Origin of the sequence: Ensifer sp. ENS09 (assembly GCF_014852425.1) — a bacterium.
Taxonomy (GTDB): Bacteria; Pseudomonadota; Alphaproteobacteria; order Rhizobiales; family Rhizobiaceae; genus Ensifer.
This window is the reverse complement of record NZ_JACVBP010000004.1, coordinates 623,652-637,153: the sequence shown is the minus strand read 5'-3', so window position 1 is coordinate 637,153 and position 13,502 is coordinate 623,652. Positions and strand designations below refer to the sequence as shown.

Sequence of the window (13,502 nt, the reverse complement as noted above, 5' to 3'; positions counted from 1 at the left end):
AGGCCTCTTCCTGTCAGCTCGGTTGACGCAGTGACTTGAACGAAGCCCTCAACTCGTCGACCAGGGCCGCCGGTTGTTCCCAGGCTGCAAAGTGTCCGCCCTTGGCCAGGCGATTATAATGGACGAGCTTGGGGAATGCCTTCTCCGCCCAGGACTTCGGCGCCTGATAAAGCTCGTCGGGGAAGGCGCTGACGGCCACCGGAATCTGGATGCCCTTCGGCTGGAAGAAGGCAAGCTTGTTTTCCCAATAGAGCCGCGCCGACGACACGGCCGTGTTGGTCAGCCAGTAGAGCGTGACATTGTCGAGCACGTCATCGCGCGTCAGCCCTCCCGGCTTGCCATCGAAGACGCGGGCGATCAGCTCGTAGCTGCGGGCGTCATGGTCGAGCATCCAACTCGCGAGCCCGATCGGCGAATCCTCAATCCCGTAAAGTGTTTGCGGCCGTTTGCTCATCTCCTGCGCATAGGAAAGCCCGTTGCCGTAGAAGAAGGCGAGCTGCTCATACGCACGGCGCTCGTCGGCCGAAAGGTTCGCCGGCGCCGGCTGGCCGGCGTCGAGGCCCTTCTGGATCTCGTCAGGCACGGTCGCCGGCATGTTGGTGTGGATCCCGAGCAAGCCCGCCGGCTGCTGCAGAGCCATCTGCTCTGTAACCGCATCACCCCAGTCGCCACCCTGCGCGACGTAATGGGTATATCCGAGGCGCTGCATCAGCACCGCCCAGGCGCGCGCGATCCGGACCGGATCCCATCCGCGCTCTGTCGGCTTGCCGGAAAAGCCGTAGCCGGGGAGCGAGGGGATGACGACGTCGAAGGCATCGGCTTCCGTGCCACCGTGGGCGGTCGGATTGGTCAGCGGATCGATAATCTTCAACTGCTCGATGATCGAGCCCGGCCAGCCGTGGGTGACGACGAGCGGCATCGCGTTCTTATGCTTGGAGCGCACGTGAATGAAGTGGATGTCGACGCCGTCGATGTTGGTCACGAATTGCGGCAGGTCGTTGAGTGTCTTCTCCACCCGGCGCCAATCGTATCTCGTCGCCCAATAGTCGGCGAGCTTCTGCATGGTGGCGAGTTGAACGCCCTGGGCGCCGTCGGGCACAAGCTCCCGGTCCGGCCACTTGGTCGCCGCGATGCGCTGCTTGAGGTCGGCAAGTGCGGCATCAGTGGCATGAAACTGGAAGGGCCGGATGGATTCGTCCGTGGCCGGTTTGGCAGCCGAGGCGATTTGGACGCCGCCGCCGGCAGACACACCCGCCGCCTGAGCGGCGAGCGGAGGAAGCAGGATCGCGATCGCACCCGACAGTGCCAATGCGGCCAGTTGGCGGTTTTGGACAATGGGCATAGAACGTCTGAACATCATCATTCTCCTAGTTCGATTGGCGAGGCGAGGAAGCGCCTCGAAAGTCCGGGTTGGGAGGTCCCCGGAAGGTGAGCGGGCGCTAGCTTCCGATACGGTAGCGAGCGGCCGGCATATTCCTGGAAAGGTTCGGCATCAGCTTCTGGCGTGCAGCCTCATAGGCTGCCCAGTCAGCGGCGTCCGGCAGCGCCGGGATAGTGATCACTTCGCCCTGGTCGAGGCCGGCAAGTGCAGCGTCCACCATGTCTTCGGCGCGCATCACGATCTCGCTCGGCACGTGTTCGATCGGCGTGCCGGCGATGCCCCAGAAATCGGTGGCGGTTGCACCCGGCAACACGGCCTGGATGCGGATATTCCTGTCGGTAAGTTCCTTTTGCAGCGACATGGTGAAGGCCAGCACGAAGGCTTTGGTGCCGCCATAGACGCCGTTCAGAACTTCCGGCGCCACGCCGACGATCGAGGCGATGTTGATGATCGTGCCGGCACCGCGCGCGGCAAATCCGGGCGCCGCCGCATAGGTCAGCCGCGTCAGCGCGCTGACGTTGAGCGCAATCATCTCGTCCATCTTGTCGACATCGGAGGCAAGCAGCGGCGCGGTCGCGCCGACCCCGGCATTGTTGATCAGCACCGTGATGCTCGCATCGTCCTGAAGGACCTTCTCGACCCGCCTGACATCATCCTTTTTGCCGAGGTCCGCGGCGACGACTTCGATGGCGCGACCGGTTTCGTCCGCCAGCCGGCGGGCGAGTTCGTCAAGGCGCCCGCGATTGCGCGCGACGAGAATGAGGTCGTATCCGCGATGCGCCAGGCGGTCGGCGTAGATCGCGCCGATACCGGATGAAGCACCGGTGATCAGTGCAGTGCCTTTTGAGTTGCTCATTTCAAGCTCCTATCCTTGGGTTGGAGCCTCGATGGTACGGCTGAAAGACAGCGTCTCAAATGTCGTAATTCCGTCTTTTTATGCCATACCCGATTGACCGCCCTGGGCGGACTCGAGCCCGACTTCACGGTGACCATGCGTGTGCGGTGTATCCGCGATGTGTTCGGAAGCGGCGTCTGTGTATCGCAATGTTTGAACGGCCGCGGACGGCGGCAAACCGATACGAAATGCCCTGGGGGCCTCTGCCGCTGCGCCATAGCTGCAGAAAACGAAAACGGGGCCGACATGACGCCGGCCCCGCATTCTTCTGAAATCAACTCCCTGAAAGTACAGGTAGCTCAGAGATTGTAGAGGCTGCGCACAAACGCGCCGATGCCCTTTGCGTCGAGCAGGCTGAGCGGCGCGCGGAACGTCACCCGCGCGACGCCCGGATGGCGGCCGATCTCGATTGCACCTGCGATCGTCGCCCGGTTCATCACTTCGGGAACGCTGAGGCCGAGCAGGTCCGCCGCCCGTTCCAGCCCGTTCGTGGTCGCATCATTGAGGTTCGCGCCCGTGCCGATGAAGGTGACCGGAGCGTCGGCCTCGACCTCGCGAACACCGTGCTTGCGAGCAAGTGCCGCCACGCGCGTGCGTTCCGCCTCGTTAAGCGGACGCGCAAGGAACGGTACATCATCCAGCACCGGCAGGAGGATCGGCCCGTCGATCTTGAGCCCCTTGATGACATGGACCTCCAGCGTCACCGTGCCGGCGACGTCGCAGGTATGGCCGGCAATTTCGCCGTCGCCCTGCAGGGCATGCATGTCCCCCATATAGATACCGCCCCCCGGGACCTTGACCGGGCAGATCAGGATCGCGCCCTCCCGAACGGTGTTCACGTCCATGTGGCCGTCGGTCTTATGCCGGACGAGCTCGTCCGCGGTCAGGGAATAGGCATGTGGTGCGCCTGTCAGAAACTGGCCGAAGTCGCCGGCATTGTGCGAGTCCGGCATCGCCGTCGAAGGCGTCGTGCCCAATTGGCCGAGGAATGGCCGAAGCCTTGTGGCGACACCGACGAGGTCCGCCGGCGCGAAGGTCAGGATCGGATGCTGGATCGAACCGTCCGGCAGGGCCAGCAGCCGTTCCGCCTCCGTGGCGAAGGTCTCGGCAGTCGCCTTGCCGACGGTCAGCCCCACCTGGCGCTCATCGTCGAAAGCGATCGTGTAGCCGTTGGTGAAAATGAAGGGCGTCGCATCCGCGCCGCAGTTCTCGCAGCGGATCGCCGTCTGGCCGATGCCTTCCACGCGCGTGCGCGGCCATTCCGTGCCGCAGCCCGGGCAAACGGCCGCGCAGAAGGGATCACCGTTGAAGCGGCCGGCCACCACCTCGTCGTTGCCCGAGGCCGTCGCCGCGGACGTGACGATCAGCGAACGGATCCGAATGGCAATCGCATCGCCGATCTCCGCGCCCGCGACCGCAACAGGGCGCGTCACCTCATGTCCGCCGCGGATCTCCGGCGTGATCATCGGCCCCCAACATCCCGGCGCTGTGTTCGCGATAATGACACCGCCATCCGCAACCGGCCCCAGCATCGGCTCGGCCGGATCGAGGATCCCGTTGGTCAATTCGTTGACGAATACCGTCCGAGCCCCGGTGGTCTGGCGCTCTCTCGTTTTCTCCAGCATGTCACTTTCCTCCAGGTTGATTGGTGTCAAAGGTTCAGGCCGCTCGTCACGGCGATACTATCATCAGTTGAAGAAGGGATCGGCAAGCTCCTCGTGCGGCGCCTGTTGCGGCAATCCTGCCCCCTGCTCGGCCCCCGTTGCGGATCCGGAACCGGAAACGAGCGCGGCAAGAAGCGAGGGCTCTCTCGGGTCGCTATCCCAGGCGCACGGTGCCGTTGCGAGCGCGGCGATGGCAAAAATTGTTGCGAAGATACGCATGGTGGCTCCTTCCGTTATTGATGTCGGCAGCGGCGTTTCGTCACCAAGGGCTCGTGCTCGCGGCCAGAGATTTTCTTGGACGTATCGTGGGCGTAACCAGTTGCGCACTGGCAGTTCGTCTCTACCGCCCACGGCGCGCTCTCATCCAAAGGTGAAGACGAAGGCTTCTGCGCCGGGCGCGAGGAAGCGGATCTCGAAGGTCCGCTCCCGGGCTTCGCCCGATTGGCGCACGAGCTGGTAAAGACGGGTCCCCGTAACGGTACCTTTGCCGGCCGCATCGATATCCGCGCCATGGTCCGCGCCGGGCGCCACCCCATCGATGGTTATCTGAAACGGGACCGGCTTGCCGCCGGCGCCAGCGCCGAGCACCAGGTGCAGGTCCCGTGCGCGAAACCGGTAGGTGATACCCCCGCCAGCCTCGTTGAGGCGCGCCTCTTCGGCGCCGACCGTCCAGTTGCCGGTCAGCCCCCATTCATTGAGCCCCGGTTTGCCGACCGTGTACCGCGCGGACGTGTTGGCCGAAACGCCCTGAGGCGAGACGAAGTTTGCGGCGCGCGCATAGCCGATATAGGTCTCGCCGGAGCCGAGGCGTGCCAGGTCCGGCGAGGCCTCAGCGCCCTTCACATCCGGCTTCACCAGATCTCCTTCGGCCTTCTTCTTGCCGGCGGCTTCCGCCAGCAGCTCCTGGATCACCCGCTCGGAGCCCTCGTAGTCGCCTTCGCCGAAATGGGTGTAGCGGACCTGCCCTTCGGCATCGATGAAATAGTGGGCCGGCCAGTAGCTGTTGGAGAAGGCGCGCCAGATGGTGAAATCGTTGTCGATCGCCACCGGATAGGTGATCTTGAAATCGCGCACGGCCTTTTCGACATTGCCGATCTGTTTTTCGAAGGCGAATTCCGGAGCGTGCACGCCGATGACGACGAGACCCTGGTCCCGATACTTCTCAGCCCAGGCCCGGACATAGGGGATGGTGCGGATGCAGTTGATGCAGGAATAGGTCCAGAAATCGACGAGCACGACCTTGCCGCGGAGTTCTGCCGACGTCAGAGGCTTGGAATTCAGCCATTGAACAGCACCGTCGAGCGACGGAAACTGTCCTTCGACCGGAAGGTCGCTGCGATAGACCGCCTGTCGCGTATCCTTTGCGGCAAGGGTCATGCGCGTGCTTGCGACGCCTACGGGCGATGCACCACTGCGCAGGCGATCGAGGATCGACTGTTCGACGCCCGCCGTGCTCGCATAGGAAAGTTGCGCCAAAAGACCGGTGTCGAGCCCCAGCGCGATCGCGCCAACGCCGGCAAGCACTGCGACGCCGAGACTCTGGCGGATGCGGTCGCCAAGGCCGAGAAAGCGCTTCATCGCCGCGAATACTCGGGCGCCGGCCAGAACGGCGAGCGCCAGCGAGGTCGCAGCACCGGCCGCATAGGCGACAAGCAGCAGCGTCGTCTGCGCATTCGCGCCGTTCAGCGCTGCCCCGGTCAGCACCAGGCCAAGCACCGGCCCGGCACACGGCGCCCAGAGCAATCCGGTCGCAACGCCAAGGAGGATCGAGCCGCCGACGCTGCCCTTCTCCCCGGTCGCAGCCTTCCGCGACAGTCGGTTGCCGAGTTCCACGAACGGACCGGTCACAAAGGCGGCAGCCCGCGTCGAGAGCAGTGTCACGCCGAAGACGGCGAGCATCGCGATCGCTGCGTAGCGGCCGTAGGCGTTTGCCTGCACAGCCCAGTTGCCACCAAGGGCTGCAAGCGAAGCGATACCCGCAAAGGTCACGATCTTGGCGAGCAGCATCGGAAGAATGCTGGTGGAAAAGGGTTGGCCAGCGCGGGCAAACACGAATGGCAGCACCGGCAGGATGCAGGGGCTGACGATCGTCAGCACGCCGGCAAGATAGGCTACAACAAAGAGGATCATCATCGTCTCTCCGCATGGGATCGATGCCCGAGGCACAGATCGCTTATCACGTGCGGCAGAGGACCATCGCGACGTATCGCGGATGTTTCTGGCAGGAGCGGATTTGTATCTCAATGCATCAGGGTCGTCCCCGATCATCGCAATTCGCGCAATCAATATATTCCATGAGATATAACGGCATGCCATAGTGCGGCCCGACCGATCCCTCTCGCTATCGTGGCCTCCATGTTGAAATCTCTTGCGATAATCTTTTCCGCCATGCTCGGCCTTGCCTCAGGCGCAGCCGAGGCGCGTACGATCACCGATGCCGCCGGGCGGACGGTCGAGGTTCCCGACACCATCACCCGCGTGCTTGCCGCCGGCCCGCCGGCCTCGGTACTCACCTACGTGCTGGCACCGGACAAGCTCGCCGGCTGGGTGCGGGAGCCGACGGAGGAACAAAAGGCATATCTGATGCCGTCGGTCCGGGACCTGCCGACCTACGGCCAGCTCACGGGCAAGGGCGGCAGCGCCAATGTCGAGGCGGTGCTGGCCGCCAAGCCGGACATCATTCTCGACGTCGGCACCGTCAACGACACCTACCGCTCACTGGCCGACAAGGTGCAGGCGCAGACCGGCATTCCCTACGTGCTGATCGACGGCCGCTTCACCGATAGCGGCAAGACGCTGCGCGACGTCGGCGCCCTGCTTGGCGTGGCAGATCGGGCCGAAACGCTCGCGACCTATGCCGACCAGCGGATCAAGGATCTGAACGACAACCTCGCCAAGATACCGGTCGATCAAAGGCCACGCGTCTACTATGGTCGCGGCCCGGAAGGCCTGGAAACGGGACTTGCCGGCTCGATCAATGTCGAGATCCTCGAAGCCGTCGGCGCCGAAAACGTTGCGGCGGCAGCCGGCAAGGGCAGCCTGACCCAGGTATCGCTCGAACAGATCCTCTCCTGGAACCCGGACGTCATCATCGCAGCAAGCGGCAAGTTCGCAGCTTCTGCCAAGAAGGACCCGCTATGGGCCGATGTGAAGGCAATCACCACAGGCCGGGTGTTCACTGCGCCGTCCCTGCCCTACGGCTGGTTCGACTCGCCGCCTGCGATAAACCGACTGATCGGCGTCGTTTGGCTGCAGAAGCTGTTCTATCCCGATAGCTTCAAGGGCGATCTGAAGGCTGAGACCCGCGATTTCTACAAGCTGTTCTACCAGGTCGACCTGACGGAAGAACAAGTGGCCACGCTCCTGAAGGGGGCGGTGCCGGCTTCGAGATGAACCGGAGACAGGAAACATCGGAAATGACGGTCGACGGGCGCAAGGGCAATCTCTGGCTCCTCGTCGGCCCCCTCCTGCTGTTGGCCCTGGTGTCGATGTCTGTCGGCAAATATGCCGGCCCTGCGGAAATCGCCGGGGCACTGCGCGCGGCCCTGTCGGGACAGCCGAGCGATCCCGTTCTTTCGACCGTGCTCTGGAATGTGCGGCTGCCGCGCGTTGCAGGCGCGATGCTGATCGGCGCGGCACTTGCCGCAGCCGGCGCCACCTATCAGGGGCTTTTCCGCAATCCGCTCGTTTCGCCGGATATCCTCGGCGTTTCCGGCGGCGCCAGTCTCGGCGCTGTGATCGGCATCTTTCTGTCGCTGCCGGTCCTCGCAATCCAGACGATCAGCTTTGCCGGTGGGCTGCTTGCGGTCGCCGCGGTCTATGCTGTCGGCTTGGCGATCCGCGGACGCGATCCGGCCCTGACACTGGTCCTGGCGGGGATTGCCATCGGCGCCCTTGTGGGTGCAGGCATATCGCTGATCAAGATCCTTGCCGATCCCTATGACCAGCTGCCGGCGATCACCTATTGGCTGCTCGGCAGCCTGACGGCGATCACCCGTTTCGAGGTCATCTCGATCCTGCCGGCGCTTTTGATCGGGCTGGTGCCGCTGATGCTTTTTCGCTGGCGCATGAACCTGATGACGCTCGGCGACGAGGAAGCACAGACCCTGGGCGTCGACACGCGTACGACCCGCGCATTGCTGATCGCGGCAGCTACGCTCATCACCGCGGCGGCCGTCTCCGTCAGCGGCGTCATCGGCTGGATCGGCCTTGTCATCCCGCACATCGCGCGCATGCTGGTCGGCCCGGACTTCCGCCGCCTGCTGCCGGCGTCGATGATCGCCGGGGCTGCCTATCTGCTTGTTGTCGACATGCTGGCGCGCAGCATAGCGCTCGTCGAAGTGCCGCTCGGCATTCTGACGGCGGCCGTTGGCGCGCCCTTCTTCCTTTGGCTGCTCGCCTCCGGCCGGAGGGCCTGGCAATGACGCTGGAGATCACGAATCTCGCCTTCGGCTATGGCGGACGCTCGGTGGGTGAGAATGTCTCCCTGTCGCTTGCATCCGGCGAGGTTCTGGCCCTGCTCGGCCCCAACGGCGCCGGCAAGACGACGCTGTTCAAGACCGTCCTCGGCCTTCTGCCAGTCAGGGCTGGAGACATTCTCCTGGACGGGCGACCGCTTTCCGCCTGGCCACGGCGCGAGCGCGCCAAGCAGATCGCCTATGTGCCGCAAGCGCATGCCGCACTTTTCCCCTTTACGGTGCTGGAGGTTGTCTTGATGGGACGAGCCCCTCACCTCGTGCCGTTCTCCTCGCCTGGCGCCCGCGATCGCCGGATAGCCATGGAAGCGCTTGTCGGCCTTGGCATGTCCCACCTTGCCCTGCGCGCCTATACTGAGATCAGCGGTGGCGAGCGCCAGATGGCGTTGATCGCTCGCGCGCTGACGCAGGAACCCGCCATCCTCGTCATGGACGAGCCGACCGCCAATCTCGACTACGGTAACCAGATGCGGGTGCTTTCGCATGTCCGGGCGCTGGCGGAACAGGGGCTTTCTGTTGTGCTTTCGACGCACAATCCGGATCACGCCTTCCTCGTTGCGGACCGGGTCGCCCTTCTCCATGCAGCAAAGCTTATCGCGCTCGGCTTGCCCAAGGACGTGTTGACGCCCACCGCCCTCAAACAACTCTACGACATCGATGTGGTGATCGGCTCGATCGACGGCAGCGAGGCCCGCCTCTGTGCGCCGCGCCTCACCGCCCCCTCTGCAAGGAAAGGAACAGACCATGGTTCGCCAGAACGAAATCCGTGAGAACGAGGTGGCCGTGGCGCCGCCCGCACCAACCGACGCCGGTCTCGTCTTTATCGGCCGCATTTCCACGCCTTGGACGTCGCGCATGGAAACCCCACGCCAGGGGCGGCATGACGGCCCGGTCTGCCGCATGGAAATCTTCGAACCCTGGGTTCTCGCTTTGAAAGGCGTGGAAGCGTTCGAGCGACTGGAAGTACTTTACTGGCTCGATCGCTCGCGGCGCGACCTGGTGCTGCAGAGCCCCGCCAGCAACGGCGAAGTGCACGGAACATTCTCGCTACGCTCGCCGGTTCGGCCGAACTCGATCGTCAAGCTCGAGGCAGTGGAAGGCTCGAGCCTTCTCGTTCGCGGTCTCGACTGCCTCGACGGCACGCCGCTCATCGATCTCAAGCCCGACCGGACGCTGTTCAAGCCGATTGCGCCGCCGCAACGCGGCGACTTTGAGACCGGCGACGGCAACGTGCATCATTGCCAGAAGTCGTAATCCGGCCGCGGTTTGGCGAGGCGCTACGGTCGGCTCGCGCGCCCTTGCCGCAAGCCTATCAGTCGATACCGACCATGACGTCCGAAGCCTTGATGACCGCGTAGGCTTCGCCGCCAACCTTCAGGCCGAGTTCGTCGACCGACTCGTTGGTGATCGCAGCCGTCACGATCGAGCCGCCGACATCGATCCGGACATGGGCGGTGGTCGCGCCCTTGACGACTTCGACGATTTTGCCCTTGAGGCGGTTGCGTGCGCTGATTTTCATGCGGTTCTCCTCCGTGTTGGCTAGGCTGAATGTCGCGTTGCCGCGTTCATCCGCCAGGCCGGACGGGGTTTATCCCGGATCGGCGCTGCGAATAGCAGCCTGCGAGGCGAAACGGTATCATCGTCGCGCAGGGACGTGCAGTCTCCCCACGGCATTGTCATGTCAATCGCGGAGGGTGATCCACACCGGCGCATGATCGCTCGCGCCCTCCATGCCACGAACCTCGCGGTCGATGCCGGCGCCGGTCAGCTTGCGGGAAAGCTTCCGGCTGAGGAGCATATGATCGAGCCGAAGCCCCGCGTCGCGCTGCCAACGGTTCCGGCGATAGTCCCAGAAGGTGAAAAGCTTTTCTTTCGGGTGTTTTTTGCGCAAGGCGTCGAGCCAGCCCTGATCGAGAAGGTCGCGGAATGCGGCGCGGCTTTCCGGCTGGACCAACGCGTTGTCGTCATAGGAGGTCGTCGGGTAGATGTCGCGCGGCTCCGGAACGATGTTGTAGTCGCCGGCAAGCACGACAGGCAGATCGAGCGCGTAGAGCTCGGCCGCATGCTTGGCAAAACGCTCGTGCCAGCCAAGCTTGTAGACGAACTTCGGGCCTGGCCGCGGGTTGCCGTTGGGCGCGTAGAGACAGGCGACCAGGAGGCCGCTGACGGCAGCCTCGATATAACGCGCCTCGGCATCCGACGGGTCATGGTCGAGCCCGACACGGGTCAGCACCGGCTCGCTGCCGCGGGAGAGGATCGCCACACCGTTCCATGCGGATTGTCCCTGCCAGACCGCGCCATAACCGGCCGCCTCGATCGCCGAGCGTGGGAACTGCCGATCGGTCGCCTTCAACTCCTGCAGGCAAACGATGTCCGGCTCCGCCTCGCCCAGCCAGGCGATCAGGTTATCGAGCCGCCTGTTGATGCCGTTGATGTTGAAGCTGGCGATCTTCATCCCGGCGATCGGATCAGCGTGTCAGCCGGGCAGCCCAGGCTGCCACCGCATCGGCCAAGGTCCTTAAATGATCGGCAGTCGAAAAGCCGGAAATGCTCTTGCGCGGTTTGAGGTCATGGTCTCCGTCCTCGAGCCACAGGACTTCGATCGCATTGGAAAGCACGTAGTTTTGCACTTCCTCGCGCGTGCCGAATTCGTCGCGCGTTCCCTGGCAGATCAGCGTCGGCGTCTTGAGGTCGGCCAGGTGCTTGGTGCGCAGCTGCTCGGGCTTGGCCGGCGGATGAAAGGGATAGCCGAGGCAGAGCAGCCCGGTGATCCTGCCGGCCGCATGCAACGGATCGGCGACCATGCTCGCGACGCGTCCCCCCATCGACTTGCCGCCGATGATAAGTGGGCCTTTGACGTCCAGATCGTCGATGGCGGCGAGGTATTCCGGATTAAGCGTGTCGGCGCGGGGCGGCGGTTTGCGCCCCTCCACCGTGCGCCTTGCCGCCATATAGCCGAACTCGAAGCGCGCGACGCGAAAGCCTGCCGTAGCAAGCGCCCCTGCGGTCGCGGTCATCGACGCCGAATCCATCGGGGCGCCGGCGCCATGGGCAAGGAGGATGGTGACCGCGGCATCGTCGGGTCCGTCGAAGAGAAATTTGTCGCCCATATCAGCCTGCTGTTCTCGGGCGGTCCTGCAGGTCGACATATTGCACGCCGCGCTCCGCCGTTCGCGCCCATTCGCTATCGCTATCGAGTTCGAGATAGCGGCTCCACCAGCGTCTCGCCTCCGCGAGATCGCCGGCATCGAATTCGAGTTTCGCCAGATTGAAGACGGCGTCGGCATAGTCGTCGTCGATCTCGATCGCCTTCCTGAGATGCCGGCGCGCGGCGTCGATCCGGCCCCGTTCGTTCATCAGCCCCGCGAGGTTGAACCAGGCCTCGACGAAGGATGGATCGAGCTTGATGGCACGGGCGTAATCATGGGCCGCATCAAGCTCCCGTCCCGCTGCCTTCAGGCAATTGGCGCGGTTGAAGGCCGCGACCGAATCCGTCCGGTCCATGGCAAGATAGCGCTGATAGAAAGCCGCAGCATCCAGGTAGTCGCCATTGGCTTCCGCCTCCTCGGCCAGATCGAAGAGATCTTCGAGGGCGCCATCGTCCGGTGTATCGAGATCGAAGAGCAATTGCCCATTCAGCTCGCTCAAGCCCTCGGCGCTGCGGGCGTAGATCGCATCGGTGCCGCCATGGTGTAGCGAAAGCGCCGTCAGCGAGGCGACCGGTCCGGAGCGATGGACGGACCGGGCGATCGCGCTCCAACTCGCCCCGCTGGCAATCAGCTCGGCATATTTCCGGGCAAGGATGAGGTCGCGGAACGAATAAGGCTCGCGGTCATGCTCGAAAGCGTCGAACAGGGAGAGCAGGTCGAAGACCCGCGGCGAGAGCCTCGCCTGATCGATCAGCGATTGGCGACTGAGCGCGGATGCCACCGGCACGGACATCAACCCCAGAAGGCGAAGAAAGCCGTTTTCGCTGACAAGCCATCGCCCGCTTTCGCGTTCGCCATCGAAGCGGGCTTCGATCTCCGCCTCGCTCGATTTGGCAAGCAGACTACGGCCGAACACCAGATAGGTCGTCTGCCGCGTGACGCCGCGACGCAGGTGTCCGTGCTGGCGCTCGACCTCGCGCGCCACCAGCCGGCGCGGGAAGGCCGAGAGCGCCCCGACGATACCGAATGTCTGGCCTGCTACAGCCATTAGGCTTTCTTCTTCGCGGCCGGTTTTGCCGCCGTGCGCTTGGCTGGCGCTGCCGCCTTGGAGGTTTGCTTCGCTGCCGGCTCGGCCTTGGGCTTGCTCTTTGCAGGCGGCTTCGACTGCGACAGGCTCGCCTTCAGCGCATCCATGAGGTTGATGACGTTGCCACGCTCAGGGGCTGCCGCAATGATCGGCTTGTGACCTTTGAGCTTCTCGCGGATCATCTTCATCAGCGCGATCTCGTAGCGGTCCTCATAGTTCTTCGGATCGAAGACCGTCATCTTCTGCTGGATCAAGGCTTCGGCGAGTTGCAGCATTTCCGGGTCCGGGTGACCAACGGGTACATTGCCGAAATATTCAGCGGTTCCGCGCACTTCGCTCGGGTTTCTCAGTGTACACACGAACATCCCGGTTTCGCGCGCACCGATGGTCACCACCCGTTCGCGGCTCGAAAGCACGAGGCGCGCGATCGCCACCTTGCCGCTCTTTTTCAACGCTTCGCGCAGCACGACGAAGGTCTCCTCAGCCATCGCGCCGTCTGGGGCGAGATAGTATGGCGCGTCCTGATAGATCACATCGACAGAGCCTTCGTCGACGAAGGCCTCGATGTTCATGGTATGATTGGACTCGATCCTGACGCTGTCGAGATCGCTGTCCTCGATGATGATGTACTTCTTGTCTTCGTATTCGTAGCCCTTGACCAGATCCGAACGCTCGACGAGCCCGAGTTCCGGGTCGACCGGCTTCATGTTGATCCGGTTATGGGTGTCCTTGTGCAACTGGTTGAAGCTGATGCGCTCGCTCGAACTGGTCGCCGGATAGAGCCTGACGGGGCAACTGACGAGACTGAGTTTGAGGTAACCTTTCCAACTTGCCCTGGGCGCCATTGATGT

14 protein-coding genes are annotated in these 13,502 nt (G+C 63.7%); 4 read left to right on the top strand and 10 right to left on the bottom strand.

Features of this window, described 5'->3' with window-relative positions; genetic code table 11:
• Positions 1 to 13 precede the first annotated feature (13 nt).
• The 5 genes from IB267_RS23250 to IB267_RS23230 form a co-directional block, all read right to left on the bottom strand.
• Positions 14 to 1,357 carry an epoxide hydrolase family protein gene (locus tag IB267_RS23250; protein ID WP_246810793.1) on the bottom strand — a complete coding sequence of 448 codons (1,344 nt, stop codon included), beginning with the start codon at positions 1,355 to 1,357 and terminating at the stop codon, positions 14 to 16.
• Between the two features lie 82 nt (positions 1,358 to 1,439).
• On the bottom strand, positions 1,440 to 2,237 hold the full coding sequence (locus IB267_RS23245) for an SDR family oxidoreductase (RefSeq protein ID WP_192449777.1): 798 nt from the start codon (positions 2,235 to 2,237) through the stop codon (positions 1,440 to 1,442).
• Between the two features lie 338 nt (positions 2,238 to 2,575).
• The gene (locus IB267_RS23240; protein WP_192449776.1) at positions 2,576 to 3,901 is read right to left on the bottom strand and encodes an acetamidase/formamidase family protein; all 1,326 of its coding nucleotides are present in this window, start codon (positions 3,899 to 3,901) and stop codon (positions 2,576 to 2,578) included.
• A gap of 63 nt (positions 3,902 to 3,964) precedes the next feature.
• A complete protein-coding gene (locus IB267_RS23235; protein WP_192449775.1) occupies positions 3,965 to 4,159 on the bottom strand; it encodes a hypothetical protein in 195 nt (64 codons plus the stop codon).
• 141 nt (positions 4,160 to 4,300) lie between these two features.
• The gene (locus IB267_RS23230) at positions 4,301 to 6,070 is read right to left on the bottom strand and encodes a cytochrome c biogenesis protein DipZ (protein WP_192450032.1); all 1,770 of its coding nucleotides are present in this window, start codon (positions 6,068 to 6,070) and stop codon (positions 4,301 to 4,303) included.
• Between the two features lie 225 nt (positions 6,071 to 6,295).
• On the opposite strand from IB267_RS23230, the gene IB267_RS23225 reads away from it, so the two are divergent.
• From IB267_RS23225 to IB267_RS23210, 4 genes are read left to right on the top strand one after another with little or no spacing between them, the layout of a single operon-like run.
• On the top strand, positions 6,296 to 7,333 hold the full coding sequence (locus IB267_RS23225) for an iron ABC transporter substrate-binding protein (RefSeq protein WP_192449774.1): 1,038 nt from the start codon (positions 6,296 to 6,298) through the stop codon (positions 7,331 to 7,333).
• Between the two features lie 23 nt (positions 7,334 to 7,356).
• Positions 7,357 to 8,364 (top strand): iron ABC transporter permease, encoded by a 1,008-nt coding sequence (locus tag IB267_RS23220; protein ID WP_246810792.1) that lies wholly within the window; start codon positions 7,357 to 7,359, stop codon positions 8,362 to 8,364.
• Positions 8,361 to 9,185: an ABC transporter ATP-binding protein gene (locus tag IB267_RS23215; protein WP_192449772.1), complete on the top strand. Its 825-nt coding sequence runs from the start codon at positions 8,361 to 8,363 to the stop codon at positions 9,183 to 9,185. Before IB267_RS23220 ends, IB267_RS23215 begins: the two co-directional genes overlap by 4 nt.
• On the top strand, positions 9,160 to 9,669 hold the full coding sequence (locus tag IB267_RS23210; RefSeq protein WP_192449771.1) for an SAM-dependent methyltransferase: 510 nt from the start codon (positions 9,160 to 9,162) through the stop codon (positions 9,667 to 9,669). The genes IB267_RS23215 and IB267_RS23210 overlap by 26 nt, the downstream gene beginning before the upstream one ends.
• 58 nt (positions 9,670 to 9,727) lie before the next feature.
• Here IB267_RS23210 and IB267_RS23205 read toward each other — a convergent pair whose 3' ends face one another.
• The 5 genes from IB267_RS23205 to IB267_RS23185 all read right to left on the bottom strand — a co-directional run bounded on the left by IB267_RS23205 (position 9,728) and on the right by IB267_RS23185 (position 13,496).
• Positions 9,728 to 9,934 (bottom strand): molybdopterin-binding protein, encoded by a 207-nt coding sequence (locus tag IB267_RS23205; protein ID WP_043613318.1) that lies wholly within the window; start codon positions 9,932 to 9,934, stop codon positions 9,728 to 9,730.
• Positions 9,935 to 10,096: 162 nt separating this feature from the next.
• Entirely contained in the window at positions 10,097 to 10,870 is a 774-nt protein-coding gene (gene xth, locus IB267_RS23200) for an exodeoxyribonuclease III (protein ID WP_192449770.1), read from the bottom strand.
• A gap of 13 nt (positions 10,871 to 10,883) precedes the next feature.
• Positions 10,884 to 11,525 carry an alpha/beta family hydrolase gene (locus tag IB267_RS23195; RefSeq protein ID WP_192449769.1) on the bottom strand — a complete coding sequence of 214 codons (642 nt, stop codon included), beginning with the start codon at positions 11,523 to 11,525 and terminating at the stop codon, positions 10,884 to 10,886.
• A 1-nt stretch (position 11,526) separates the two neighbouring features.
• Positions 11,527 to 12,612 carry a tetratricopeptide repeat protein gene (locus IB267_RS23190; protein WP_192449768.1) on the bottom strand — a complete coding sequence of 362 codons (1,086 nt, stop codon included), beginning with the start codon at positions 12,610 to 12,612 and terminating at the stop codon, positions 11,527 to 11,529.
• On the bottom strand, positions 12,612 to 13,496 hold the full coding sequence (locus IB267_RS23185; protein ID WP_043613327.1) for a Ku protein: 885 nt from the start codon (positions 13,494 to 13,496) through the stop codon (positions 12,612 to 12,614). Before IB267_RS23185 ends, IB267_RS23190 begins: the two co-directional genes overlap by 1 nt.
• Between the last annotated feature and the right edge of the window lie 6 nt (positions 13,497 to 13,502).

Excerpts from the sequence above, each read along its gene's own strand:
- IB267_RS23215 (WP_192449772.1), top strand. The coding sequence starts at position 8,361 with ATGACGCTGGAGATCACGAATCTCGCCTTCGGCTATGGCGGACGCTCG.
- IB267_RS23205 (WP_043613318.1), bottom strand. The coding sequence starts at position 9,934 with ATGAAAATCAGCGCACGCAACCGCCTCAAGGGCAAAATCGTCGAAGTC.
- IB267_RS23240 (WP_192449776.1), bottom strand. The coding sequence starts at position 3,901 with ATGCTGGAGAAAACGAGAGAGCGCCAGACCACCGGGGCTCGGACGGTA.
- IB267_RS23245 (WP_192449777.1), bottom strand. The coding sequence starts at position 2,237 with ATGAGCAACTCAAAAGGCACTGCACTGATCACCGGTGCTTCATCCGGT.
- IB267_RS23190 (WP_192449768.1), bottom strand. The coding sequence starts at position 12,612 with ATGGCTGTAGCAGGCCAGACATTCGGTATCGTCGGGGCGCTCTCGGCC.
- IB267_RS23195 (WP_192449769.1), bottom strand. The coding sequence starts at position 11,525 with ATGGGCGACAAATTTCTCTTCGACGGACCCGACGATGCCGCGGTCACC.
- xth (WP_192449770.1), bottom strand. The coding sequence starts at position 10,870 with ATGAAGATCGCCAGCTTCAACATCAACGGCATCAACAGGCGGCTCGAT.
- IB267_RS23225 (WP_192449774.1), top strand. The coding sequence starts at position 6,296 with ATGTTGAAATCTCTTGCGATAATCTTTTCCGCCATGCTCGGCCTTGCC.
- IB267_RS23250 (WP_246810793.1), bottom strand. The coding sequence starts at position 1,357 with ATGTTCAGACGTTCTATGCCCATTGTCCAAAACCGCCAACTGGCCGCA.
- IB267_RS23210 (WP_192449771.1), top strand. The coding sequence starts at position 9,160 with ATGGTTCGCCAGAACGAAATCCGTGAGAACGAGGTGGCCGTGGCGCCG.
- IB267_RS23230 (WP_192450032.1), bottom strand. The coding sequence starts at position 6,070 with ATGATCCTCTTTGTTGTAGCCTATCTTGCCGGCGTGCTGACGATCGTC.
- IB267_RS23185 (WP_043613327.1), bottom strand. The coding sequence starts at position 13,496 with ATGGCGCCCAGGGCAAGTTGGAAAGGTTACCTCAAACTCAGTCTCGTC.
- IB267_RS23235 (WP_192449775.1), bottom strand. The coding sequence starts at position 4,159 with ATGCGTATCTTCGCAACAATTTTTGCCATCGCCGCGCTCGCAACGGCA.
- IB267_RS23220 (WP_246810792.1), top strand. The coding sequence starts at position 7,357 with ATGACGGTCGACGGGCGCAAGGGCAATCTCTGGCTCCTCGTCGGCCCC.